This window comes from Pseudomonas khavaziana (assembly GCF_036704165.1).
GTDB classification, from domain to species: Bacteria; Pseudomonadota; Gammaproteobacteria; order Pseudomonadales; family Pseudomonadaceae; genus Aquipseudomonas; species Aquipseudomonas khavaziana.
In genome coordinates, this window is the sequence record NZ_CP129946.1 from 4,112,814 (window position 1) to 4,136,865 (window position 24,052).

At 62.2% G+C, this 24,052-nt stretch carries 24 protein-coding genes; 11 read left to right on the top strand and 13 right to left on the bottom strand.

Annotated features, from left to right (window positions below; translation table 11 throughout):
• The first annotated feature begins 100 nt into the window (after positions 1-100).
• Both QYQ93_RS18080 and QYQ93_RS18085 read left to right on the top strand, forming a co-directional pair.
• Entirely contained in the window at positions 101-907 is an 807-nt protein-coding gene (locus tag QYQ93_RS18080; RefSeq protein ID WP_043049956.1) for a gamma-carboxygeranoyl-CoA hydratase, read from the top strand.
• Positions 904-2,829 (top strand): acetyl/propionyl/methylcrotonyl-CoA carboxylase subunit alpha, encoded by a 1,926-nt coding sequence (locus tag QYQ93_RS18085; RefSeq protein ID WP_338475184.1) that lies wholly within the window; start codon positions 904-906, stop codon positions 2,827-2,829. Before QYQ93_RS18080 ends, QYQ93_RS18085 begins: the two co-directional genes overlap by 4 nt.
• Here QYQ93_RS18085 and QYQ93_RS18090 read toward each other — a convergent pair.
• The gene (locus QYQ93_RS18090; protein WP_043049954.1) at positions 2,826-3,461 is read right to left on the bottom strand and encodes a LexA family protein; all 636 of its coding nucleotides are present in this window, start codon (positions 3,459-3,461) and stop codon (positions 2,826-2,828) included. The genes QYQ93_RS18085 and QYQ93_RS18090 overlap by 4 nt on opposite strands.
• A 130-nt stretch (positions 3,462-3,591) precedes the next feature.
• Between QYQ93_RS18090 and QYQ93_RS18095 the strand changes: the two genes are divergently transcribed.
• Both QYQ93_RS18095 and QYQ93_RS18100 read left to right on the top strand, forming a co-directional pair.
• A complete protein-coding gene (locus QYQ93_RS18095) occupies positions 3,592-3,942 on the top strand; it encodes a DUF6124 family protein (protein ID WP_080889094.1) in 351 nt (116 codons plus the stop codon).
• Positions 3,943-4,406: 464 nt separating this feature from the next.
• The gene (locus tag QYQ93_RS18100; RefSeq protein ID WP_338475185.1) at positions 4,407-5,558 is read left to right on the top strand and encodes a M14 family metallopeptidase; all 1,152 of its coding nucleotides are present in this window, start codon (positions 4,407-4,409) and stop codon (positions 5,556-5,558) included.
• A 34-nt stretch (positions 5,559-5,592) separates the two neighbouring features.
• On the opposite strand, the gene QYQ93_RS18105 is transcribed toward QYQ93_RS18100, so the two are convergent.
• Complete coding sequence (locus QYQ93_RS18105) at positions 5,593-6,132, bottom strand: cytochrome b (protein WP_043049951.1); 540 nt, start codon at positions 6,130-6,132, stop codon at positions 5,593-5,595.
• On the bottom strand, positions 6,129-7,211 hold the full coding sequence (locus tag QYQ93_RS18110) for a catalase family peroxidase (protein ID WP_338475186.1): 1,083 nt from the start codon (positions 7,209-7,211) through the stop codon (positions 6,129-6,131). The genes QYQ93_RS18105 and QYQ93_RS18110 overlap by 4 nt, the downstream gene beginning before the upstream one ends.
• A gap of 167 nt (positions 7,212-7,378) precedes the next feature.
• On the opposite strand from QYQ93_RS18110, the gene QYQ93_RS18115 reads away from it, so the two are divergent.
• Entirely contained in the window at positions 7,379-7,885 is a 507-nt protein-coding gene (locus QYQ93_RS18115) for a sigma-70 family RNA polymerase sigma factor (RefSeq protein WP_043049949.1), read from the top strand.
• Positions 7,882-8,619, top strand: a complete 738-nt coding sequence (locus QYQ93_RS18120) for an anti-sigma factor (protein ID WP_338475187.1) — start codon at positions 7,882-7,884, stop codon at positions 8,617-8,619. Before QYQ93_RS18115 ends, QYQ93_RS18120 begins: the two co-directional genes overlap by 4 nt.
• On the opposite strand, the gene QYQ93_RS18125 is transcribed toward QYQ93_RS18120, so the two are convergent.
• Genes QYQ93_RS18125 through QYQ93_RS18155 form a run of 7 tightly spaced genes read right to left on the bottom strand, consistent with a single transcriptional unit; the run spans position 8,616 to position 14,939 of the window.
• A complete protein-coding gene (locus QYQ93_RS18125; protein ID WP_080889093.1) occupies positions 8,616-9,590 on the bottom strand; it encodes a Csu type fimbrial protein in 975 nt (324 codons plus the stop codon). The genes QYQ93_RS18120 and QYQ93_RS18125 overlap by 4 nt on opposite strands.
• Before the next feature lie 23 nt (positions 9,591-9,613).
• Entirely contained in the window at positions 9,614-11,992 is a 2,379-nt protein-coding gene (locus QYQ93_RS18130; RefSeq protein WP_338475188.1) for a fimbria/pilus outer membrane usher protein, read from the bottom strand.
• Between the two features lie 40 nt (positions 11,993-12,032).
• Positions 12,033-12,821, bottom strand: coding sequence for a molecular chaperone (locus tag QYQ93_RS18135; protein WP_338475189.1), 789 nt, complete (start codon positions 12,819-12,821; stop codon positions 12,033-12,035).
• 26 nt (positions 12,822-12,847) lie between these two features.
• Entirely contained in the window at positions 12,848-13,336 is a 489-nt protein-coding gene (locus QYQ93_RS18140) for a Csu type fimbrial protein (RefSeq protein WP_217882407.1), read from the bottom strand.
• Positions 13,337-13,338: 2 nt separating this feature from the next.
• Positions 13,339-13,881, bottom strand: coding sequence for a Csu type fimbrial protein (locus QYQ93_RS18145; protein WP_043049972.1), 543 nt, complete (start codon positions 13,879-13,881; stop codon positions 13,339-13,341).
• 18 nt (positions 13,882-13,899) lie between these two features.
• Positions 13,900-14,445, bottom strand: a complete 546-nt coding sequence (locus QYQ93_RS18150; protein ID WP_338475190.1) for a spore coat U domain-containing protein — start codon at positions 14,443-14,445, stop codon at positions 13,900-13,902.
• The gene (locus QYQ93_RS18155) at positions 14,439-14,939 is read right to left on the bottom strand and encodes a spore coat U domain-containing protein (RefSeq protein ID WP_338477272.1); all 501 of its coding nucleotides are present in this window, start codon (positions 14,937-14,939) and stop codon (positions 14,439-14,441) included. Before QYQ93_RS18155 ends, QYQ93_RS18150 begins: the two co-directional genes overlap by 7 nt.
• Before the next feature lie 214 nt (positions 14,940-15,153).
• Here QYQ93_RS18155 and zapE point away from each other — a divergent pair, with 214 nt between their 5' ends.
• Positions 15,154-16,248: a cell division protein ZapE gene (zapE, locus tag QYQ93_RS18160; RefSeq protein ID WP_043049943.1), complete on the top strand. Its 1,095-nt coding sequence runs from the start codon at positions 15,154-15,156 to the stop codon at positions 16,246-16,248.
• A 38-nt stretch (positions 16,249-16,286) separates the two neighbouring features.
• Entirely contained in the window at positions 16,287-17,579 is a 1,293-nt protein-coding gene (locus QYQ93_RS18165) for a protein kinase (protein WP_338477273.1), read from the top strand.
• Between the two features lie 127 nt (positions 17,580-17,706).
• Here QYQ93_RS18165 and QYQ93_RS18170 read toward each other — a convergent pair whose 3' ends face one another.
• Together QYQ93_RS18170 and QYQ93_RS18175 are read right to left on the bottom strand one after the other, a co-directional pair.
• Positions 17,707-18,414 (bottom strand): YebC/PmpR family DNA-binding transcriptional regulator, encoded by a 708-nt coding sequence (locus QYQ93_RS18170; protein WP_005789254.1) that lies wholly within the window; start codon positions 18,412-18,414, stop codon positions 17,707-17,709.
• Between the two features lie 109 nt (positions 18,415-18,523).
• Positions 18,524-19,849: an MFS transporter gene (locus QYQ93_RS18175; protein ID WP_057025249.1), complete on the bottom strand. Its 1,326-nt coding sequence runs from the start codon at positions 19,847-19,849 to the stop codon at positions 18,524-18,526.
• Between the two features lie 257 nt (positions 19,850-20,106).
• Here QYQ93_RS18175 and QYQ93_RS18180 point away from each other — a divergent pair, with 257 nt between their 5' ends.
• Complete coding sequence (locus tag QYQ93_RS18180; RefSeq protein ID WP_338475191.1) at positions 20,107-20,997, top strand: LysR substrate-binding domain-containing protein; 891 nt, start codon at positions 20,107-20,109, stop codon at positions 20,995-20,997.
• On the opposite strand, the gene QYQ93_RS18185 is transcribed toward QYQ93_RS18180, so the two are convergent.
• A complete protein-coding gene (locus QYQ93_RS18185) occupies positions 20,973-21,827 on the bottom strand; it encodes a LysR substrate-binding domain-containing protein (protein WP_338475192.1) in 855 nt (284 codons plus the stop codon). The two genes, QYQ93_RS18180 and QYQ93_RS18185, sit on opposite strands and share 25 nt — an antisense overlap.
• Positions 21,828-21,939: 112 nt before the next feature.
• Between QYQ93_RS18185 and QYQ93_RS18190 the strand changes: the two genes are divergently transcribed.
• Both QYQ93_RS18190 and phnX read left to right on the top strand, forming a co-directional pair.
• On the top strand, positions 21,940-23,064 hold the full coding sequence (locus QYQ93_RS18190) for a 2-aminoethylphosphonate--pyruvate transaminase (RefSeq protein WP_338475193.1): 1,125 nt from the start codon (positions 21,940-21,942) through the stop codon (positions 23,062-23,064).
• Between the two features lie 96 nt (positions 23,065-23,160).
• Positions 23,161-23,988 (top strand): phosphonoacetaldehyde hydrolase, encoded by an 828-nt coding sequence (phnX, locus tag QYQ93_RS18200; protein ID WP_338475194.1) that lies wholly within the window; start codon positions 23,161-23,163, stop codon positions 23,986-23,988.
• Positions 23,989-24,052 lie beyond the last annotated feature (64 nt).

Sequence of the window (24,052 nt, forward strand, 5' to 3'; positions counted from 1 at the left end):
GGCTTTTTTGGGGGCGCTGCGCACCCCAGCGCAAGCAAGCTTGCTCGCCACAACAAGCTCGCTCCTACAGGAGGCCTCTTATTATCATGGAGCTCCTTGCATGAACGACTTCAACACCCTCGAACTGATCACTGACAGCCGTGGCTTTGCCACGCTGTGGCTCAGTCGTGAAGCCAAGAACAACGCGTTCAACGCCGAGATGATCCGCGAACTGATCATTGCCCTGGACCGGGTGCAAGGCGACCCGTCCCTGCGTTTTTTGATACTGCGTGGGCGCGGCAAGCATTTCAGTGCCGGCGCCGACTTGGCCTGGATGCAGCAATCGGCCGAGCTTGACTACCACACCAACCTGGACGACGCCCGCGAACTGGCGGAGCTGATGTACAACCTGTCCAAGCTGAAAATCCCCACGCTGGCCGTGGTGCAAGGCGCAGCCTACGGTGGCGCGTTGGGCCTGATCAGTTGCTGTGACATGGCCATTGGCGCCGATGAGGCGCAGTTCTGTTTGTCGGAAGTGCGCATCGGTCTGGCGCCGGCGGTGATCAGCCCCTTCGTGGTGCAGGCCATCGGCCAACGCGCTGCCCGTCGTTATGCCCTGACGGCCGAGCGGTTCGGCGGCCAGCGAGCACGGGAAATCGGCTTGCTGGCAGAAAGTTATCCGGCCGAAACCCTGGATCAGCAGGTGGACCAGTGGGTCGAAAACCTGCTGCAAAACAGCCCGGCGGCGATGCGTGCCAGTAAGGATTTACTGCGCGAAGTGGGCAACGGTGCCCTCACGCCTGCGCTGCGACGTTATTGCGAAAACGCCATCGCGCGCATTCGGGTGAGCGCCGAGGGCCAGGAAGGTTTGCGTGCGTTCCTGCAAAAGCGTGCGCCGAGCTGGCAAGCACAGGAGCCGCGTTCATGAGCACACTCACCACCGTACTGGTGGCCAATCGTGGCGAGATTGCCTGCCGGGTCATGCGCACCGCCAAGGCCATGGGCCTGACCACCGTGGCCGTGCACAGCGCCATCGACCGCGATGCACGTCATAGCCGCGAGGCCGACATCCGTGTCGACCTGGGTGGCAGCAAAGCCACCGACAGCTACCTGCAAGTCGACAAATTGATTGCCGCCGCCCACGCCAGCGGTGCGCAGGCGATTCACCCCGGCTACGGTTTCCTCTCGGAAAACGCTGGCTTCGCCCGCGCCATCGAGGCCGCCGGCTTGATTTTCCTCGGCCCGCCCGCCTCTGCCATCGACGCCATGGGCAGCAAATCAGCGGCGAAGGCCCTGATGGAAACCGCTGGCGTACCGCTGGTGCCGGGTTACCACGGCGAGGCCCAGGACCTGGAAACCTTCCGCGCCGCCTGTGAGCGTATCGGCTACCCGGTGCTGCTCAAGGCCACGGCCGGCGGCGGCGGCAAGGGCATGAAGGTGGTCGAGGATGTCAGCCAGTTGGCCGAAGCCCTGGCCTCTGCCCAGCGTGAAGCGCTGTCATCCTTCGGCAATGGGCAGATGCTGGTGGAGAAATATCTGCTCAAGCCGCGGCATGTCGAGATCCAGGTGTTTGCCGACCAGCATGGCCACTGCCTGTATCTCAATGAGCGCGACTGCTCGATCCAGCGTCGCCACCAAAAGGTCGTCGAAGAAGCCCCGGCGCCGGGCTTGAGTGCCGAGCAGCGCCGGGCCATGGGCGAAGCAGCTGTGCGGGCAGCCCAGGCCATCGGTTATGTAGGCGCAGGCACGGTGGAATTTCTGCTGGATGCCCGTGGCGAGTTTTTCTTCATGGAGATGAACACGCGACTGCAAGTGGAACACCCGGTGACCGAGGCGATCACCGGTCTCGACCTGGTGGCCTGGCAGATCCGGGTGGCCCAGGGCGAGGCGCTGCCGATCACTCAAGACCAGGTGCCGTTGAACGGCCATGCGATTGAAGTGCGGCTGTATGCCGAAGACCCGGCCAATGACTTCCTGCCGGCCACCGGGCACCTGGCGCTGTACCGCGAGTCCGACCCGGGCCCGGGCCGCCGGGTGGACAGCGGTGTCGAGCAAGGCGACGACGTATCGCCCTTCTACGACCCGATGCTCGGCAAGTTGATTGCCTGGGGCGAAGACCGTGAACAGGCGCGTTTGCGGTTACTGAGCATGCTCGATGAATTTGCGGTCGGCGGGCTCAAGACTAACCTGGGTTTTCTGCGACGTATCATCGGTCATCCCGCGTTTGCGGCAGCCGAACTGGATACCGGCTTTATCCCGCGCTATCAGGAAGAGCTGTTGCCAGAGCCCGGCGCATTGAGCGATGCGTTCTGGCAGGCGGCGGGCTCGGCGTTTATGCAGAGCCTGCCGATGGGCGATGGCCCGTGGGCCAACAACCAGGGCTTTCGTGCGGGCCTGCCGGCCGAGGTTTCGCTGCACCTGAGCTGCAATGGACAGGATCGGCTGGTGACATTATCGAGGGACGCGCCACAACTGTGCGGCGAGCAATTGCTGATCGAGCACCAAGGGGTGCGCCGTGCTTACCTGGCGGTCCGCAGCGCAGGCAGCCTGTACCTGCGTTGGGACGGTGAGATGCATGCGGTCAGCCTGTTCGACCCGATTGCGGCGGTGGAGGCCGGGCAATCCCATCAAGGTGGCCTCACCGCTCCGATGAACGGCAGCATCGTGCGCGTGTTGGTAGAGGTGGGCCAAACCGTTGAGGCTGGCACTCAACTGGTGGTGCTGGAAGCCATGAAGATGGAACACAGCATCCGTGCGCCTCAGGCCGGGGTGGTCAAGGCGTTGTTCTGCCAGGAAGGTGAAATGGTCGCCGAAGGCAGCGCACTGGTGGAACTCGAGACGGCCGGCTAGAACTTCGCCGTGGCTTGCACCACCACCCCCAGGATTCGGCAATCCTCGGTGAGCAGCGCCTTGGGGTAAGTGGGATTGAGCGGCACCAGGTAACGCTGGCCGCTTTCTTCCTGCAATTGGCGAAAGGTCGCCTGGGGGCTGCCAGCCCATTGGGCAACCACCAGTCTGCCGGGTTCGGGCTCGATGGCCGGGTCCACCAGGATCATCATCCCGGCACCGATGCTCAGGCCCGTGGGGGCAGTCATGGCATCGCTCGTCACCGGTAGCCAGAACGCCTTGCCCTGAGCGTGGTAATCGGTCAATTCGTAGCGACTCGTTTCATAGGTCGCCCGCTCTTCACGTAACTCGCACGCGTGCTTCCAGTCGCTGACCGGGTAGCGGAAATACGGGTTGTAGCGTCGTTCCAACGCCGCCTCTGTTGCGGCCCGCTCGCGAATCTCGAGCGCCACTTCCAGGCCCCCCAACCCCAGTTCCGCGAGCACCCGGTTCATGTCCGCCAGGCTCGGCACGCGGCGCTTGTTGAGCCAGTGGCCAACACCGCCCTGGGACATGCCCAGACGCTCCGCCAGTTCGCCTTGCGTGACCTTGCGGTCTTTCATGTTGGCCTTGACCAACGCTATCCATTTATCCATGGCGCCTGACGATACGACGTGTATTTTTCAGGGCAATAAACAGTTTGTAGTAATCCATAAAACGACATAAATACGATACGTACTATCATCAAGCCTAAGGATTTCGACACCCACCGGAGTACTGCCGCTTATGACGAACAGCCCGTATCCATTGCCCGAAACACCTGAACACATTGAATTACACGATATGCACAACAGCGGTGCGGCCCAGCGCGCGCTGGATTATTACTTGAAAGAAGAGATGTCGGCGCCGGCCCAGGATGACGCCATGTTCGTGATCAAACCGGGCATCAGCCAAGAGGAAGCTCTGGTGCATGCCTCGGACCTGTTGCGCAGTGCAGCGGCAACCGCCTATGAATCAGCGTGCAGCCATCAAGGCACTCAGCGCGACCTGGCGTTTTCCGTGGTGTATTTGATTGATATGGCCAAGGCGATGGTGGAGCGGTCGTTGCAAGGGCCAGTGGCCCAGGCAAGCGCATAAAAAGCGTCAAGGAAAAATATTTCTATCTCACGGATAAAAACATTTGACTTGCAAATGATAATGATTATTATTGGACCCAGCTGATCGCGAGATCAGTCGATAGACCAAGAGACCTTAGGTCGGACTCTTGGAATATCTCCTCATCAGGCTAATCACGGTTTTTGACCCGGCTCTTTGGCCGGGTCTTTTTTTTGCCAGTTTCCCTGGCGTGGCTTCAGGCTAATGAAGACTGTGTGTTGCTTGATGGCGCGCATGGTAGCAAAAGACTATCGCCTAAAGAAAGCCACTCGACTGCTCTAGCCCGGATCTTTGCGATTTAGCGCTTGAGAATCAATCTCATAGACTCTAAGCTGCCGCGGCGTCAGGGATGACGCCCCCTCCCCGTGCAACAATTTTGCATCCAGGTTTTGCCTGCCGCCTGTGTAATATAGCCACCACCTCACTCATATTCAGGCAACCAGACTATGACCGTGGCCTTGACCTCCATCAAGATCAGCACCGATTTCGACAGCGGTAACATCCAGGTCCTGGATGCCAGCGATGCCTATCAGTTGTTGCTGGCAATCAAACCCGATACCCGCAGCGATCACTTCCAATGGTTCCACTTCAAGGCCGAAGGCATGCACGTGGGGCATACCCACACCTTTCGCCTGAGCAACGCGGGTCGCTCGTCCTATCGACATGCCTGGAGCGGGTACAACGCCGTGGCGTCCTACGACCATATCAACTGGTTCCGGGTACCGACGCGCTTCGACGGCGAGATCCTGCATATCACCCTCCAGACCCGGGAAAAACACGTCTGGTTCGCCTATTTCGAGCCCTACAGCCGTGAACGCCACGACTGGCTGATCGATCAAGCCCTGAAGTACGCAGGCGTCACCCTGCTCGCCACCGGCAAGAGCGTCGAAGGCCGCGATATCCAACTGCTACGACGCGGCAAAGGGGGCGAAGGTCGCCGCAAGGTATGGATCATTGCCCAGCAGCACCCCGGCGAGCACATGGCCGAATGGTTTATGGAAGGCGTTATCGAACGCCTGCAACAGGACGGCGACGACGAGCTGAAAAAGCTGCTGGCCGCGGCTGACCTGTACCTGGTTCCGAACATGAACCCCGATGGCGCCTTCCATGGCCACCTGCGCACCAACGCCATGGGCCAGGACCTCAACCGCGCCTGGCAAAACGCCAGCCAGGAACTCAGCCCGGAAGTCCTGTTCGTCCAGGAACAGATGGAAAAATATGGCGTGGACCTGTTCCTCGATATCCACGGCGACGAAGAGATCCCCTACGTCTTCACCGCCGGCTGCGAAGGCAACCCTGGCTACACACCGCGCATCGAGGCTCTGGAAAAACACTTCCGCCGCCATCTGAGCCACCTGACCCGGGACTTCCAGACCACCCACGGCTACACCCGCGACCTGCCGGGCGAAGCCAACATGACCCTGGCCTGCAACGCGGTCGGTGAAAAGTATGACTGCCTGTCCCTGACCCTCGAGATGCCCTTCAAGGACAACGACGACGCACCCAACCTGCGCACCGGCTGGTCAGGCGATCGCTCGAAACAGCTGGGCAAGGACGTCTTGAGCAGCGTCGCCGATATTGTCGGCCTCTTGCGTTAAGCACATGTGGCGAGCTTGCTCGCCACAAAAGCCATCAGTCCTTGGTGCCGGTCATGCTTTGCAAGACACCATCGCGGCGGATCAAACCGTGGAACAACGCCGCCGCCAAGTGCACCAGTACCGTAAGGAACAACAGGTAGGCAAGATAGCCGTGGGCCTTGCGCAACAGCGCAAACAACGGCGCATTCGCCCCCACCAGCGCGGGCAGTTGCACGCTGCTGCTGAGCATTACCGGATCACCGGCGGCCGAAATCATCGCCCAGCCCAGCAGCGGCAACACCAGCATCAACGCATACAGCAGCACATGGGAAGCCTTGGCCGCCAGCACTTGCCACGCGGGCAAATCCGCTGGCAATGGCGGCTGTCGTGTGCAAAAGCGCACCACCAACCGCACGATCACCAGGGCCAGTATCGCGATCCCCAGCGGCTTGTGCAGGTGGATCAACCACTCATGGCGCTCAGACACTGACGCGGCCAACCCCGCGCCGATAAACAGCATGGCAATGATCATCAGCGCCATCAGCCAGTGCAGCAGACGTGCCAGGGGGGCAAAAAAGCGGGGCTGGGCATTCATGGCTTCGACTCCTGAGGGGCGCTGTGCAACGGGCTGACTTCACCGGCGCGGCGCAGGTACGAACTGGCATACGCGGCTGAGCGGGCAGCCAGCAACGGATCATTGGAGGCCTCGATGCCGCTGGGCAGAATCAGCGGGTCAAAGTTGATATCGCGGCAATCACCGTCTGCCTGGGGCTGGCTGCTTTGCAGCACCAGGGTGCCGGCGTTCAGCACCCTGTGCTCGCCGGCCCAGGTCTTGCTCGCGTCATCCAGCGGGTCGCCGGGGTTGGCCAGGGTCATGTTCAATTGCCAACGCAACGGCCCGGTGGCGAGGCGTTGCACCAGATCTTTCTCGAGGAAATCAGCGCCATCCGGCGCGGTATCACCCGGTGCGTCCTGGCTGAGCGGCACCACGCCCCACCGCACGGCCTGGCGTTTGCCATCGGCGCTCACCAGGTAAAACGCATTGATGCCGTTATAGGTTTCAGTCGCGTAACTGGCCGATGGCTTGGCGGTCTTGACCCACGCCAGGAACGGTGCCGTCTCCGGATGCGCGGCAAAAAATGCCGGCATATTGGCCGGGTTCGGCTTGCCAGTGGCCGGATCAGGCGCGCCCGCCTTGAGCAACTGGTAGAACGCCTCGGGGGTGCCCACCGGGAATACCGGCATGCTGTTCATGCCGGTGCGCCACTGCTGGCCGTTGGCCTGGCTGAATTGCACGGCAAAACTGCGGATCGGCACACTGCTGTCCGGCGCATAAGGGTTGGCGCTGGGCAAGGCAAACCGGCCGATGACCGGGGTCTTGGCCGCGCTGAACACTTGGGCACTGGAGTACGCACGCGCCTCGGCGCTGCTCTGGAAGTAACCGGCCACGCACACGCCCTTGGCGTGGTTACGGCGAAAGCCTGGGTGCACGCCGTTATTGGTTTCCAGAGCATTGACCAAGGTTTTAGGCCGTAGGCGTTGTGGGTCAAGGGTACCGTTGACGTAGGCAAATGCCCCAGCGACAACGGCAACCACGGCGCCGATACCCGCCAGACGTAGGATCAGGCTCGTAGTGCTCAATGGAGGACGGGGGGGTGATGAGTGATCTACCATGCAGGAACTCCAGGGCCAGTGGCCTTAGGGTGAAACATAAGGTCGGAGCATTAAGACGAACGCCGATTTGCTCTATTCCCTGACCTTCGAATTATTTTGCGGGCCGTGGAATAACCTTTAACGCCGGACGTCTTTCTAGTCCCAGCGTAGTGACCAGCCAGACACCCATGCATGAACTCGACGAACAGTTACGTGAACTCATCCCCAGGTTGCGGCGTTTTGCCGTGTCCCTGACGCGCAACAGCAGCAGCGCCGACGACCTGGTGCAGGCGACTCTGGAACGGGCGATCATCGCCTGGGCCGATAAACGTCTGGAAGGTGACCTGCGCGCCTGGCTGTTCTCGATCCTCTACCGGCAGTTCCTCGACGCCCACCGCCGCAGCCGACGCTATGCGCGCATGCTCGAATTCTTCACCGGCCGCGATGACGCGCAGCCTTCGGTGGAGCGCACGGTGATGGCCCAATCCACCCTGCAAGCCTTCGACCAGCTCACCGCCGAACAGCGTGCCCTGCTGCTGTGGGTGTCTGTCGAGGGCTTGAGCTACAAGGCCGTGGCCGACATCCTCGACGTGCCCATCGGCACCGTGATGTCACGCCTGTCCCGTGCGCGCCAAGCGTTGCGTCAACTCAGCGATGGCGAAATTGCCGGCCCTGCCCTGCGGAGACTCAAATGATCAGCCTGCCCCCCAGCGAACGCGACTTGCATGCCTACGTCGATCACCAATTACTGGAGAGTGACCGCCGCGTGCTTGAAACCTGGCTGGCCAGCCACCCCGAAGTGGCCGCCCAGGTCCAGGCCTGGCAACAGGATGCGCAATTATTGCGTGCGTCTTTAAGCGGCGCGCTGCAACAGCCGAACAACCCGGCACTGGACCCTGCACTCATTCGCCAGCGTATCAAGCGTCAGTCCCGCCGCCACTTCGCCACCGCGGCGCTGCTGCTGATTGCCGTGAGCCTCGGCGGGATAGGCGGCTGGCAGGCCCGCGAAGCCACCCAACCGCCGCTATTGCCGATGACCGATGCCATGCAGGCCTACCGCCTGTTTGCCCAGGACGGCATCATGCCCGCCGACTTCAGTGCCGAGGGTAGCGGCACTATGCAGGCCTGGCTCGACCGCTATTTCAATCAAGCCCACCGCCTGCCCGACCTGAGCCAGGCGGGGTTCAAGCCGGTCAGCGGGCGCCTGCTCACCACCGACCAGGGCGCGGCAGCCATGGTGCTATACCAAGACCCGCAAGGCCGGCGCATCAGCTTCTATATACGGCCGCCAGGCCCGAACAACGGTTTCCTGCCCCGCGGCAGCCGCAGCGCCGATGGCTTGCAGGCCGAATACTGGTCAGGCGGCGGCTATAACTACGCAATGGTCAGCCCGGTAGACCAGCCCACCACACCGTTGATGAAGTTCTAGAAGCCCACGTCCAGCACCACGTTGTCGACATAGGTGCCGCCTGGCGGCGTGGGCTGGTCGGTGTAGATCCGCGCGTTGTAGTTGTAGACCTGGCTGCCGATGCCCAAGCCGTTGCCAGGGTTGATCTCGGCCGTGGAGCTGGCGCGCCGCGCCGCACCGACACTGCCCCAACGCGTGGTGCCGGCGCTTTTGAAAATGTCGTAGGCCAGGTAGCTCGTGCCGGAAATCATACGCCGGCGCCCGCCGACGCTGACCGGGTTCTGGCCGTCGCTCAAGCCCACGGTATAGGCACTGCCCTTGGTGCAGGCGATGTTGATGGTCTGTCCGGTCACCGCGGTAAACCCACTGACCACCGGCGCGCTGCCAAAGCTGATATTCGGCGCGGTGATCTGGCAGTCATTGGTCACGGTCATGCTGACGGTCAGGGACGCCGTGCCGCTGCCAATGTCGCGCCCCAGGCAGATGCCGCCAATGCCGATCCCCGAGCAATAATTCCAGTTCCAGGCGATGTTCAATGTCTCGGTATACAAGCCGGCCGCCACGTTGCTGCCGGTGATGCTGCTCAGGTACAGCGGTACGGTTTTCGCTCCGGGCCCGGCGATCAGGCCAATGCTTTGTGCAATCCCACCGGCGCCACCAAAATCGAATTGGCTGCCGCGGGTAATCGGGTAACTGGTGCTGTTGTTGCCATAAATGGTGTAGCCGATCACATCACCGGTCGGCCCGACCATGCCCCCCGTGGCCGAGGTGATCGTGGCGTAGAAGTGGTCGGTGGACACCAGCAACGAAATCAACGCCGAGGTGCAGCTCAACCCGGCGTTGGTGGTGGAACTGGTTTGCGCGGCCGTGCGCACTGTCATCGAACTGATCGAGCCAAAACTGGCAGGTACGGTGGAAACCACCGAGCATACCGCCATTGCCTGCCCAGAAAACAACACCGCTGCTGCGTACAGCCATGCCTTATGCCTCACCCGAAGCCTCCTTGCTCAGTTGTTCATTGGCACACCAACGGCCCGATCAGGGGCACATCCTGTTGTTGCGCATCGATATCGAATCTCGCCTGGCAGGTCCGACCTTCGCTGAGGGTGACCTGCAGGGTGTTGTGGCCACTGAGGTTTTCCAGATACACCAGGCCATCCCAGCCCACCACCGCCTGGGTGTTGCTTTGCTCGTGCACCACCAGGCTGCCCAGCGGCAGCTCCTGATGCTGGCGGTCCACCAGGGTGATACTGGCGGCGAGCACCCGGCGCAGCGGGAACTCCAGCAGATAGCCGCTGCCCCGGCGCACCGAGACGCGCTGTTCAACATTAGGGCTCTGCACATTCGCCGGTAGGTTCAGCGGGTCGATCTCATATTTGCCGCGGTAATAGGCACTGCTCCACGGCACCAGCAAGTGGCCATTGCGATCGGTCTGGCCCACCAGCTGGTTTTCGTAGCGCACCGGAATCCCGGCAAACCCTTGGGTGCTGACCACCACAAACGCGTCATTGATGCGGTTGGCGGCAAAGGCCTGGCCGCCCATCCACACCAGTGAGCCGCTGGCATCCGCCCAACGCGTCTGGGCATCGCTGCTGCCGTACACCCCCGCCTGCAACTGCACCGACTGCAAGCGCCAGGTCAGGTCGGCTTGCCGATAGGTCGGACTATCGCCCTGGGCATAGCCGAGGTTGTAGCCGACGCCGCCTTCGCTGGGCACCGAGCGGCTGTAGTTGATGCGCTGGCGACTGGCACCGTCCTTGCTGCGCTCGGTACTCAAGGCCAGGCTGCCGTTGAGGTCGAACGGGATGACCAGTTGCGCTTGCATGGCCCAGTTGCTGTCACCGATCTCACGGTTGGCCGACAGGTAGAAGCTGGTGTTACGCCACAGCGGTTTGCTCCAGCTCAGGTTGAGCAGGCGCGTGCGCGAATCGTCCGCCGCCTGCACGTCGAAATAGCCCAGGCCCAGGCTGCCGAAACGCTCAAGGTTGAGGCTCAGGGTCGCCTGCTCGCTGCGCTTGCTGAGGCTGGCATAAGGGGTGTCGACCAGGGTCAGGTCGGCATACTCGTCGCGCCGTTCCACCCGTTGGTACATCAGGCTGTAGCGCGTGCTGTTGTACTGGTAGCCGAGGCTCAGTTGCTGGCCGCTGCGGCCGTCGAACTGGCTCTGACTGACGGCGGTATTGAGCACGCCGAAGTTACCCAGGCGCAGGTTGCCGCCGAGCCCGCCGAGGGTCAGGTCACTGGACGCTTCGGCGTGGCTTTCCAGGGTCAGGTTGTCCGAATAGCCATAGCGAAAGGTGCCGCTGGTCACGCCCGGCCCGTAGCCGAAATCCCGCAGGGTGTAGTCGCGGCGCAAGGTGCCGGCGGCCACCGAAAAATCCGTCAAGCCTTGTTGCAGCAAGGTGCTGGTCACATAGAACGGCACTGTGGTCGAGACCTGGCGACCCAGCGCATCGGTGGTGACCACCACGGCCTCACCAGCACCGTTGATGAATGGGATGTTGGTCAAGGTGTAAGGGCCAGGTTGCAGCTGCGCGCTGTCGGATTTGTAGCCGTTGATAAACAGGTCCACCGACGAGGGCACCGCCGCCTCACCGGCAAACTGCGGCAAGGGGTAAGTGACCAGGTCCGGGCGTACAGAGAAGTCCCGAGACAGTTGCACCCCGCCCAGGCGCACCGAGCTGCTCCAGGGCAGCGAGCCGCTGATCACGTCGCCGGCCTCGTAAGTGAGCAGGCGCTCATCATCGGAAAACCGCCAAGTAGTGTCGTAGCGCCGGTAGCCGTTATTGAGGGGGCTGTCGATGATGCCATCGGCCAGGGTCTGACGCAGTTGCCCGGTGTTGGACAAGGTGCCCCAATTGTCGAACAGCCGCACCTCGTTCCAGGCGGCCAGGTAGCTACCACCGTCGTCGGTGTCGTTGAAATACACGTCATAGTTGAGCAAGGCGCCGAAGCTGCTCATGGCCTGGGTGCGCGGGTACGTATTGCGGTGACCGATAAACTGTTCCTGCAACCATGACGGCGGCACATCCAGCAGCAGGCGCTGGCCGTGGCTGTCATAGTCGCTGTGGAGGCCGGGCACCTGGTCGAGGGCCACGCTGCCGACGGGCTCACCGGGCAGCTTCATGCCCACGTCCTGCAGGGCGCTGGCGGGCACAAACAGCTGGCCAGCACGCTGGTCGACCGCGATGACCCGACCGGTGTCCATCTGGTTGACCACCAATTCCAGGAACAGCTGCGCATCCGCGACTGCCTCCATGCTGCTCGGCGGCGGCGGCAATTCCCCCGCCACTGCGGCGCCCCACAGTCCGCTTGCCAATGCCACCGACGGCCATAAACCCCGAGCCCAGCCACGACTCTCGCTGGTGTTAGGTCCTTCCATGGACATCTCCATCCTGTCAAACCCAGGGCTTAAGCCCGTCCCGCTACAACCATCACCGCTTCGGCGCCAGGCTCTCCAATTGCGACGCGCCGTTGACCCGCACTTGCAACGGCTGGTCCGCCGACACCGTATCCGGCACTGGCCAACGCATGCTTGCACCCGGTAATACATAACCGAGCAACCCTTCCACCAGCGGCCGGACCTGCCCACCCTGTTTGAACGAGGCATCGGTGAGCCGCGCATGCACGGCGCCCTGGTTGCGTACCTCGATGTAACTGCGCCCACCCACGTTGACCTTATGCCAACTCAGGTCCGGCTTGCCCACGCCCTTGGGATCGCGTTGGCGGGTGGCATCGTCCTTGCTCCAGAGGCCAGCGCCGTAGGCAAACAACGGCACCGAATAACGCATCTGGAAGCGGATCGCCGCCGCGGTGTTCTTGCCCTCCGGCGGCACGGGCACCTGCAGCGCCGAGGGGATTTCATCGATGATGATGCGGTAGGCCAACTCCTGCCCCGGCGGCACTTCACGGGTGCGGGTCAGGCGCACCAGTTGCTTCTGGCCGGGTTCGATCCTGGCCACCGGCGGGCTGCCGATCACATCGCGCTGGTTCTGGTACTGCTCGTCGAAGCCGTTCTGGCTCCAGGCAAATACGCGAATCTGCAGGTTGGCGGTCTCGGTGCCACGGTTTTCCAGCCACAACGCACTGGCCTGTTGATCGGCCTCCAACACCGGGTCGATGGGCCAGATCAGCACCGAACTGGCTGCCTGCACCAACCCTGAGCTGCACCAAAGCCCCAAGGCAAAACCCGCGGCCCACCACCGCCGGGAGGTTGAACGCATATCTGCACTCCTCAATACCGTTAGCCTTACCACGACAGCTGCACCTGCAACGTGTCGCTGTACGTCCCCCCGGGCTGATTGCCCGGCAATACCACCCGCCCGTAAATCGGCAGGCTGATGGTGTTTGCATCGCTGTAGCTCACACTGACGCTCTGGCTGATGCCCAGGCTTTGGCTGAATGCCGCATCCCGAAACAACTGATAAGCCACTCGCGCGCTGCCCGTGTTGAGCTGCAAATTGCGCCCGGTGCTGCTGTGCAGGCCGCCATTCACACTCATGCTCAGGGCCACTCCGGGCGTGCATTGCAAGGTCACCCCGCCGGTGATGGCCGCAGTAACCGTGCCAGTGGCCAGGGCCGAATAGCTGCCGTAGGCCAACGCGCCGTAGTTGGAGCCGCCGCCCACGATCAGGCAGCCTGGGGTAATGGTCGCGCTGACCTGGAAGCTCTGGCTGGTCACCGCCGCCAACGGCAGCGGCAACGCCAGCCCACAGGCCAACCACGCTCTGAGCCACATTGTTAGAACGTCAGCTCCACGGCCACGGTGTCGGTGTAGGTGCCCGCCGGCAGCCCCGCCTTACCCACCGCCCGCCCATACAGGCCCACGGTTTGCGCCACGCCGGTACTCGCGGCAAGTGTGATCACGCCATCGATGGCCAGCAGCGAAGAGAAACCGCTGTCGGTGTAGAAGTCGTACGGTACAAAGTTGCCCGCGCCATCGGCCAACGCACGGGTGCCACCCGGCGAGGCACCGTCATGGGCACCGGCGCGCACTTTCACCGCCGGCGTGGTGCCGGCCGAACACAGGATCGACAACGCCCCGCCGGTGCCGGTGCCGCCGAGTAATTGCGCATCGGCATTGGTAAACAGGCTGTTGGTGGTGCCGAAGTTCAGGCTACCGAAGTTCAGCCCGGTGGCCGCCCCGGAGCCGTTCACCTGGCAACTGGCGATCAAGGTCAGGCTGGAGGTGATCTGCCCGGTCACTGTGGTCGCCGCATTCAGGCTGGAAGCCATCGCCAGGCCCAGGGCACAGACGCCTATTCGCGATACAAGTACATGCATGATATTTATCCTCATGGTTTACCAATCCAGAGTCACCGTCAGGGTGTCTGTGTAGATGCCGGCCGGTAAGGCCCTGGTATTCGCCACCACGGAGCCGAATACCGGGATGGGTACTTGGGTGCCCTGGGTCACGACGAAGTTGCGTTGCTGGCCGATGCGATAGGCGCTCTGGCCCAAGGCATCGGCCGAAAGGCGATAGGGGATGGTCTGGCGACCATTGCTCAGGCGGCGCGTGGTGCCGTCGCCGTGGGCACCGCCGTCGATGGTCACAGTGAAGCTGCTGACCACCGAAGGGTTGCAGGACACCGACAGCGGCGCCTTGTCGCCATCGGCAATGGTTGCGCCCAAGGTGTCGTTCCAGGTCGGCCCCTGACTGCCGAAATCGAGCAATGCGGTGCCGCCTTCGGGGGTTACCGGCGCACGCTCCACGCCTTTGCTGACCTCGCAACTGGCGGTGATTACCAGGCGTGCGTGGATCTGCCCGTTGACCGCGGCCGCCAGTGCATCATCGGCCGGCAACAGCAAGGCGCCCAAGGCCGCAACGGCCAGGCAGCGGCTTACCATGTGACCGTAACCTTGAGCAGGTCGGAGTAACGGCCGACGGTGGGGATGTCTTTGAGCGGTTCGATGCGGCCATACAACGGTAAGTCGACCGAGCCGGAGTCCGGTACGCGGCCACTGATCGGCACGTCCACCGGCAAAGGGATCAACCGCGCAGCGTCAGCGTAGATTCGATAGGGGATGGGTTTGCTTGAGGCGGCCGCATTGGCGAGGTAGCGCACCTCGCCTACGCCGCCATGCAGCCCGCCATCAACGCGCATCTGATAAGGCGTGTCAGGGTTGCATTCCAGGCGCGGCTGGCGCTGGCTGATCAGGGCCGCACTCAGGGGGCCGGCCAGGTCATCCAGGCGCGGGCCGCTGCCGAAATTCAATACGCCCAGTTGCTCGATGCCCGCATTACGGGTGGTGCCCACCAACTGGCAGCCGCGCTGCACGTCGATACGCACCTCCACCTGGAGTTGCGCAGCGTCAGCCGGGTTGCAGAACATCGCGCCCATGACAGCCAATACCGCCGATCCCTTCACAGCCCCAATTCCTTATACAGGGGTGACAACTTTGTATGAGGTTAGCCATCGAAAAAGAAACTGCCAGTTTGGATGGCTTCTTGGAGTGGCATGCTTTTTTGAGATAGCTGCTGGCCTTTTCCCTATTGGTCAAATCGAGGCAGGCGTCCTAGAGTGAACGACCGCCGCAACACAGAGTGATACTCCATTGCCCGTGCTTTCCCTGCTCCAGCGCCTGTTCGCGAAACAACCCAGGCTCTCGAACGCCTCGCCTATCTCGGCATACTTCCAAAAAAAGGCCGAGCAACAGGGTTATACCCTCAGTGAGGGGCAAATCCGGGCGATTACCGCCCTGAATCGCGAAGCCCAACACCTGCTCAACGGCCAAGCCGCCCGTAGCCTGTACCTGCACGGCCCGGTGGGGCGCGGCAAAAGCTGGCTGCTGGACGGGTTCTTCCAGGCCCTGCCCCTCGCCGAAAAGCAACGTGTGCACTTTCACGATTTCTTCGCCCGCCTGCACCAAGGCATGTTCCTGCACCGCGGGCGCGACGACGCCCTGGCCATCACCCTCGATCAGCTGCTGGCCGACTGCCGAGTGCTGTGCTTCGACGAGTTCCACGTCCACGATATCGGCGATGCGATGCTCATCAGCCGCTTGTTCCAGGCGCTTTTCCAACGCGGCGTGCTGGTGCTGGTAACCTCCAACTATCCGCCCGAAGGGTTGCTGCCCAACCCGCTGTACCACGAACGATTCAAGCCGGTGATCGACCTGATTGCTGCGCGCATGGACGTACTGGAAGTCAACTCGCCCCAGGACTTTCGCAGCCTGCCCCAGGCCCACGCACAACAGCGCTTTACCAGCGGCCAATATGTGTGGCCCGGTACGCCGGTTCAACGTGAAAGCCTCGGGTTGCCCACCACGGATTGCCCGGCGCAACCCCTGGATGTTGGCACTCGACAGCTACTGTGCCGCGGCCATCAGGGGCGAACCATCGTCTTCACCTTCAACGACCTGTGCGAACAACTCACAGCGGTCATGGATTACCTGCTGCTGTGCAAGGATTTCGACCACTGGATCATCGACGGCCTGCCGCATTTGGCCGAATGCCCAATTGCCGTGCAGCAGCGTTTTATCAACCTGGTGGATGTGCTCTATGACCAGGACAAACGCCTGACGCTCATCGGCCACCAGCCCCTGGATAAATGCCTGGAAGGTCAGGCCATCGACCTCGCCCGCACTGCCAGCCGCCTGCGCCAGTTGCAAACACCCTGCGCGCAAACCGCCCCCGACCCGGTATCATGAGCGCCTTTTACGCCCCCCATCCGAGTGCCGCGCTGTTCATGACTACCCTCGCCCAACTCAAGGCCGGCCAATTGGCCGGCGCCACGCGCCTGGACCTCGCCTGCGGGCTGACCGAGTTCCCCCGGGAAATCTTCCAACTGGCCGACTCCCTGGAAATCCTCAACCTCACGGGAAATGCCCTGAGCAGCCTGCCCGACGACCTGCATCGCCTGAGGCACTTGCGGGTGCTGTTCTGCTCGGACAACGCCTTTACCGAGTTACCACAGTGCCTGGGGCAGTGCGCGAAGCTGAGCATGATCGGCTTCAAGGCCAATCGAATCAGCCACGTGCCCGCCGCCGCACTGCCGCCCCAGTTGCGCTGGCTGATCCTCACCGATAACAGCATCAGCCAATTGCCCGATGAACTGGGGCAGCGCCCGTTGCTGCAAAAGTTGATGCTGGCCGGTAACCAACTGACGCATCTGCCGCATAGCCTGGCCCAATGCAAAAACCTGGAGCTGATCCGCATCGCCTCCAATCGCCTTACACACCTGCCGGATTGGCTGCTGACGCTGCCGAGCCTGACCTGGCTGGCCTACGCCGGCAACCCGGTGGAAATGGCCGTGACCGTGACGGGCGATGATGGGACGCCGAACATTCCCTGGTCTGAACTGGAACTGGGAGAAGTATTGGGCGAAGGCGCTTCCGGGATCATTCACAAGGCAATCTGGAAACCCCAGGCGCTGCCGGTCGCGGTCAAGCTATACAAGGGCACCATCACCAGCGACGGGTCACCGCAGCATGAAATGCAAGCCTGCATTGCCGCCGGGCTGCATCCCAACCTGATCAAGGTGCAAGGCCGTGTCATCGGGCACCCGCAGGGTCAGGCGGCATTGGTCATGAGCCTGATCGACCCGAGCTACCGCAACCTCGCGGCTCTGCCTAGCCTGGCGTCTTGCACCCGGGACATCTACGAACCCGAAACGCGTTTCAGCCTCGACGTGGCGCTGCGCATGGCACAAGGGATCGCTTCGGCGGCGGCGCACTTGCACCGTCAGGGGATTACCCATGGTGACCTGTATGGCCACAACATTCTGTGGAATGCGACGGGTGATTGTTTGCTCGCAGACTTCGGCGCGGCGTCATTCCATGCCACGGCCGACACCTTGGAATCCAGGGCGTTGCAGCGTATTGAAGTGCGCGCATTCGGGGTGTTGCTGGGGGAATTGTTGGAGCGGAGTGAAGGGGCAGTAAGTGAAGTCCTGATTGAACTGCAAAAAAGCTGCTGCCAGCCCGATGTGTTGGCGCGGCCGAGCTTTGATGAAATTGAAGGCGTACTGAGCTCTATCTAACACCGCTGAAACAATGTGGGAGGGGGCTTGCTCCCGATAGCGGTGTATAAGCCACAACCTCTGTGTCTGACCCACTGCTATCGGGAGCAAGCCCCCTCCCACATTTTTGACCGCATTTGTCCAGTGGCTAGCCAGCCAGGCCGACAAACATATCCTGCACATCATCATGGTTGTCCAGGCCTTCCAGGAACGCCTCGACTTCGGCCATCTGCTCATCCGTCAAGCCACTGACCGGGTTCTTCGAGAGGTAGCCCAATTTGGCCGACAGCACGGTAAAACCCTGCTCCGGCAAGGCCTTTTGCACGGCATCCAGGTCGGTGGTTTCGGTGATGAACAAGGTGGTGCCCTCTTCTTCACCGTCTTCAAAATCCTGGGCGCCGGCTTCAATGGCGGCCATTTCCGGATCTGCATCCGGGGTATCCGGCGAGGCTTCGATCAGGCCGACATGATTGAAGTCCCAGGCCACCGAGCCGGAGGCGCCCAGTTGGCCTTTGCGGAATGCCACGCGGATTTCCGCCACGGTGCGGTTGATGTTGTCGGTCACGCACTCGACGATCAATGGCACCTGGTGCGGGGCAAACCCTTCGTAGGTCACGCGGTGGTATTGCACGGTTTCACCGAGCAGACCGGCGCCCTTCTTGATTGCGCGGTCCAGGGTTTCCTTGGGCATCGAGGCTTTCTTGGCTTGCTCCACCACCAGGCGCAGGTGCGCGTTGGTCGCGGTATCGGCACCGTTACGGGCGGCGATGGTGATTTCTTTCACCAGCTTGCCGAAGATCTTGCCCTTGGCATTGGCTGCCGCTTCTTTATGTTTGACTTTCCACTGTGCGCCCATGACTCACTCTCTACTATCCATGGCGCCGAAACGTCTACTGGCCGGCGCTTTGGGGGCAGAGTTTATAGCGCAAAAACACTCTAATCCACCAAAAAACCGGCCAGGTGCCTCAGGTGCGCAGGGGTTTGCCTGTGACGTTGCGATCAGGGACGAAGTCCCCGACCTGGGCCAGTACCGCAGGCCTGGCGTTCCAGTAGGGCATCAGCACCAGCGACGAAAACAGCGCCGCGCCGGCAAAGACGATAAATACCGTGACCGTATCGAAGTAGCCCGGCAGCAAACCGCCAAGGATCGCTCCCACCGAACCGCAACCATTAACGAAACCTGCCGCCGTGGCGCCGGCCTTGGCCGTGCCGAAGTCGATGGCCGCCGTGCTGCTGATCATCGAATCAGGGCCGTACAGGGTCAGGCCCATCACAAACAGCAGGGCCATCACCAGCACCACGCTGCCGGTGTGCAGCGCGCCCATGAACAACGCCAAGGCTACGGTCAGCGCCAGCAGGCTCAGCACGCAGGCGGGCATGCGCCGGGCGCCGAACAGTTTGTCGGAGGCCAGGCCGATCAGCACCGGCCCGAGCAAGCCGGCCAGCTCGAACGCAGTAGGCACGATGGCCGCGCCAACCTTGCCCACTGATGGCATCTGCTCGTAGACGATCACCGGGCCCCACAACAGGATCGCGTAACGCGCCGGCTTGAGCAGGAAGTACGCCAGCCCCAGGGTCAGCACCGTGCGGTTGCGCAGGATCGCACGCAGCGGTTCGAGCACGCTGATACGCTTTTCAGCAGCAGCCTCTTCGGCGCTCAAGACCGGCTCGGGCTCCACCGCCGGCAAGCCTACATCCTGCGGGGTATTGCGCTGGAACATAAAGAACAGCACGGCCACCACGGCCACCACTGCGGCACTGGAGATAAACGCCGCATGCCAACTGCCGATCAGCGTATACGCCCACCAGCCGGCAAACGGCGAAGCGACCAAGCCGCCAAAGGCGTAGCACGAACTCCACAGCCCCAACACCCGCCCCCGCTGTTGGGCCGGGAAGAAACTGCCAAGGTTCTTGCATAACCCCGACCAACCGGTGGATTGCGCCAAGCCCTGGATCAACATGCAGGTGACGAAGATCGGCAAGGTGGCGAACGTGCCCATCACCAGCGCCGCGGCGGCGGAAACCAGCAAGCCGCCGAGCACCACCACCCGCGGCCCGAAGCGGTCGGCGAGCATGCCCCAGGTGAACTGGCCCACGGCGTACGCGGCGAGGTAGAGGCCATCCAGGTTGGCCATCATCATTTTGTCGAGAGGGAAACCCGGGTCGTCGCCAATCCCCAGCTTCGCTACGGAAAATGCTTTGCGGGTGAAATAGAAAGCGGCGTACGCCAGCCAGGTGATGGCGAAAATCTGCACGCGCCAACGCTTGATGCTACCCATAGGGATATTCATGGTGGTTCTGACCTCAGGTGTGAGTGTGCCGGCAGAATCGAAAGAAAACGCCTGTTGTTTTTATGGTTGAGCACTGCAATGCCGGGCCGTGGTGGCGCAACATTGGTCAGATGGGTGCGGTTTGCCTGCGCCCATGGCCACCGAGGTTGTAGGACTCAACCTACGGCAACTGAGGTGCATCAAAGCAATGGCTGACTAATAGGTAAAATCGATTTATCGTATTTCAAATATAAGCCCAGCTTGTAAGAGGATCTGCCATGTCGGTTTCCCATGCCCAGCTCAAGGCCTTCCACGCGGTGGCCGTCCACGGCAGTTTTACCGGGGCCGCCGAGCGCCTGTTCCTGACCCAGCCGGCGATTTCCGACCAGGTACGCAAACTCGAAGAGCGCTTCGGTGTGCTGCTGTTTCACCGCAACAAGCGCTCGGTACGCATGACCGATCTCGGTGAACGCCTGCTGGGCATTACTCAACGGCTGTTTGTGATCGAGGCCGAAGCCGAGGAATTGCTGCAGGACTCCCGCGCCCTGCTTACCGGCACCCTCACCCTGGCGGTGGATGCCCCGGTGCATGTACTGCCGCAGATTGCGCGCTTCTGCCAGCTGTACCCCGGGATCAGCGTGAAGATCGAAACCGGCAACACCGATGAATCGTTACTGCGCCTCTATAACTATCAGGCCGACCTGGCGCTGTTGGGGCGCGATGTCGACGATGCGCGCCTGGTGTCGCTGCCCCTGCCCGACGACCAACTCCTGGCGTTCGTCGCACGCAACCACCCCTGGGCCGGACGCGATTCGATCTGCCTGGCCGACCTCGATGATACGCCGTTGGTATTGCGTGAAATCGGCTCGGTCACCCGTCAGACACTGGAGCAGGAAATGAGCCAGGCCGGCCTGCGCATTCGCCCGGCAATCCAGGTGGAAGGCCGCGAAGCCGCCCGCGAGGCGGTGGTGGTGGGTATTGGCGTGGGCGTGGTGTCGGCGGCCGAGTTCGGCGCCGACGCACGGGTGTACGCCATGCCGATCCGCGATTGCACCCAGCGCATGAAGGAAACCCTGGTGTGCCTGAAGGAACAGAGCTCACGCCGGGTGGTGGCGAGCTTTTTGGACATCGTGCGTGAGAGCCTTCATGCCAATTCGAAAAATGCCTGAATCAAGCGCAGCGAGCGGCGCCGCTCCATGCACCCGAGCATATGCCGGTTGAGCAGACCATCGCCCAGGATCGGCACCGCTTGCACACGCGGGTCCGGGCTGACCTCCATCGACGACACCACACCCACGCCCAACTCTGCCGCGACCGCTTCGGTCACGGCCTCACGGCTGTCCAACTCCAGCAGCACCTTGGGCTGCACATGCGCCGCCAGGCAAGCGTCGTCAAAGGTGCGCCGGGTGATGGAGCTGGGCTCTCGCAGCACCATGATCACCTCGTGCAGTTGCGCCAATTGGATCCCGTTGGGCTGCCTGGCCCACGGATGCGCAGCCGGCACCAGCGCGCAAATCCGTGACTCGTCCAAAGGCTGCAAGTGCAGGCCATTGCGCGGCTCCACCTCGGTAAGCACCGCGACGTCCGCATGTTCGGACAGCAGCGCCGCCAGGGTCTCCTGGGCATTGCCCAGGCGCAGGTTCACGGTAATGCCCGGATAGCGTGAGCGCAGGCTGGCGATCATCGGCATTACCAAGTGCGGGCCATCGGCCGCCACTTCCAAGCGCCCAGTGAGCAACTGCCGGTTGGCCTCCAGCATGGTCTGCGCCTCGTCCACCAAACCGAAGATCGCCCGGGTGATGGCCGCCAGGCGTGCGCCCTCCTCAGTCAACTCCACGCGCCGGGCAGTGCGGCGCAACAACGGGATCTGGTAGTGCTCCTCCAACGCCTTGATATGCCCGGTCACCGCTGGCTGGCTGATAAACAGTCGAGCGGCTGCCCGGGTAAAACTGCCCTCGCGGGCCACCGCATCGAATGCACGCAATTGGAACAGGTTCATAGCTATCGGCCTCACTGATAGCTCGCATAACAACAAACAATTTGATTGATAACAAGCCAAACTGCAATTTAGGCGCCGTAGCTTCAACCCCGACACCTTGCGAGGATTTGAGATGACCACTGCCGCGCCGATCCTGTTGACCCCTGGTCCCCTGACCACATCAAACCGCACTCGCCAGGCGATGATGGTGGATTGGGGCTCCTGGGATGACCGCTTCAACCAGCTCACCGCCAGCGTTTGCACGCAACTGCTGGCGATTCTCAACGGTGCTGACAGCCATCATTGCGTGCCGTTGCAAGGCAGCGGCACCTTCGCCGTCGAAGCGGCCATTGGCACCCTGGTCCCCCGCGAAGGCAAGGTGCTGGTGCTGATCAACGGCGCGTACGGCAAGCGCCTGGCGAAGATCTGCGAGGTGCTTGGCCGCACGTTCAGCACCTTTGAAACCGCTGAGGATGAGCCCACCACCGCTGCCGATGTAGATCGCCTACTGCAGGCTGACGCGGCTATCACCCACGTCGCGTTGATCCATTGCGAAACCAGCACCGGCATTCTCAACCCGCTGCCGGAGATCGCCCAGGTCGTCAAACGCCACGGCAAGCGCCTGATCATCGACGCCATGAGTTCCTTCGGCGCGCTGCCGATCGATGCCCGCGAAGTCCCGTTCGAGGCGTTGATCGCCGCCTCCGGCAAATGCCTGGAAGGCGTACCGGGCATGGGGTTTGTCTTCGCAGAAAAAGCCGCGCTGGCCGCGTCCCAGGGCAATTGTCATTCCCTGGCGATGGATTTGTTCGACCAGCACACTTATATGGTCAAGACCGGCCAATGGCGCTTCACCCCACCGACCCACGTGGTCGCCGCCCTGCATGAAGCCTTGCTGCAATACGCCGAAGAAGGCGGCCTGCCCGCCCGCCATCAACGCTACGCGGACAACTGCCAGGCCCTGCTGGATGGCATGGCCGCACTGGGCCTGCGCAGCTTTCTGCCGGCGGCGATCCAGGCGCCGATCATCGTCACCTTTCACGCACCAAAAGACCCGGGCTACCAGTTCAAGGACTTCTACGAACGGGTCAAGGCCAAGGGCTTCATCCTTTATCCGGGCAAGCTGACCCAGGTGGAAACCTTTCGCGTGGGCTGCATCGGCCATGTCGACGCGGCCGGCATGCGCGCAGCGGTCAAGGCCATCGCCGAGGTGCTGCAAGAAATGTGTAGGAGCGAGCTTGCTCGCGAAGACCATTAACCATGACGCGGGCATTCTGACTCAACGCGATGCCCGGAAGTTTTTCGCGAGCAAGCTCGCGCCTACATGAGTTTCATTACCCACAGGATCTGAACCATGAACTATCAAAACCCCAACACCCTCCAGGCCGTTATCCTCGACTGGGCCGGCACCGTGGTCGATTTCGGCTCCTTCGCGCCCACGCAGATCTTTGTCGAGGCGTTTGCCGAGTTCGACGTGCAAGTCTCTATCGAGGAAGCCCGTGGCCCGATGGGCATGGGCAAGTGGGACCATATCCGCACCCTCTGCGACCAGCCACAGGTTGCCGAGCGCTACCGCGAGGCCTTCGGCCGCACGCCGACCGATGATGATGTGACCGCCATCTACCAGCGCTTCATGCCACTGCAGATCGAGAAGATCGCCGAGCACTCGGCGCTGATCCCCGGCGCCCTCGACACCATTGCAGCGCTGCGGGCACAAGGGATCAAGATCGGCTCCTGCTCCGGCTACCCCAAGCAAGTGATGGACAAGGTCGTGGCCCTGGCCGCCACCAACGGCTATGTTGCCGACCATGTGGTCGCCACCGACGAAGTCCCCAACGGTCGCCCGTGGCCGGCCCAGGCGCTGGCCAACGTGATCGCCCTGGGCATTGATGATGTGGCCGCCTGCGTGAAGGTCGATGACACCGTGCCGGGCATACTCGAAGGCCGTCGCGCCGGGATGTGGACGGTGGCGCTGACCTGCTCGGGCAATGCCCTGGGCCTGACCTTCGATCAATTCCGTGCCCTGGACAGCACCACACTGGCCAGCGAGCGCCAGCGTATCGAAGCGATGTTCGAAAGTTCGCGCCCGCATTATCTAATCGATACCATCACCGATCTGCCGACTGTCATCGCCGAGATCAATGCTCGCCTGGCCCGCGGGGAAATGCCGCAGAGCGACTGACCAGGATCAAGACAACGGCATTTGCAACGAGCGAACCGCTTGAAACGGGCATACAGTTAAACCA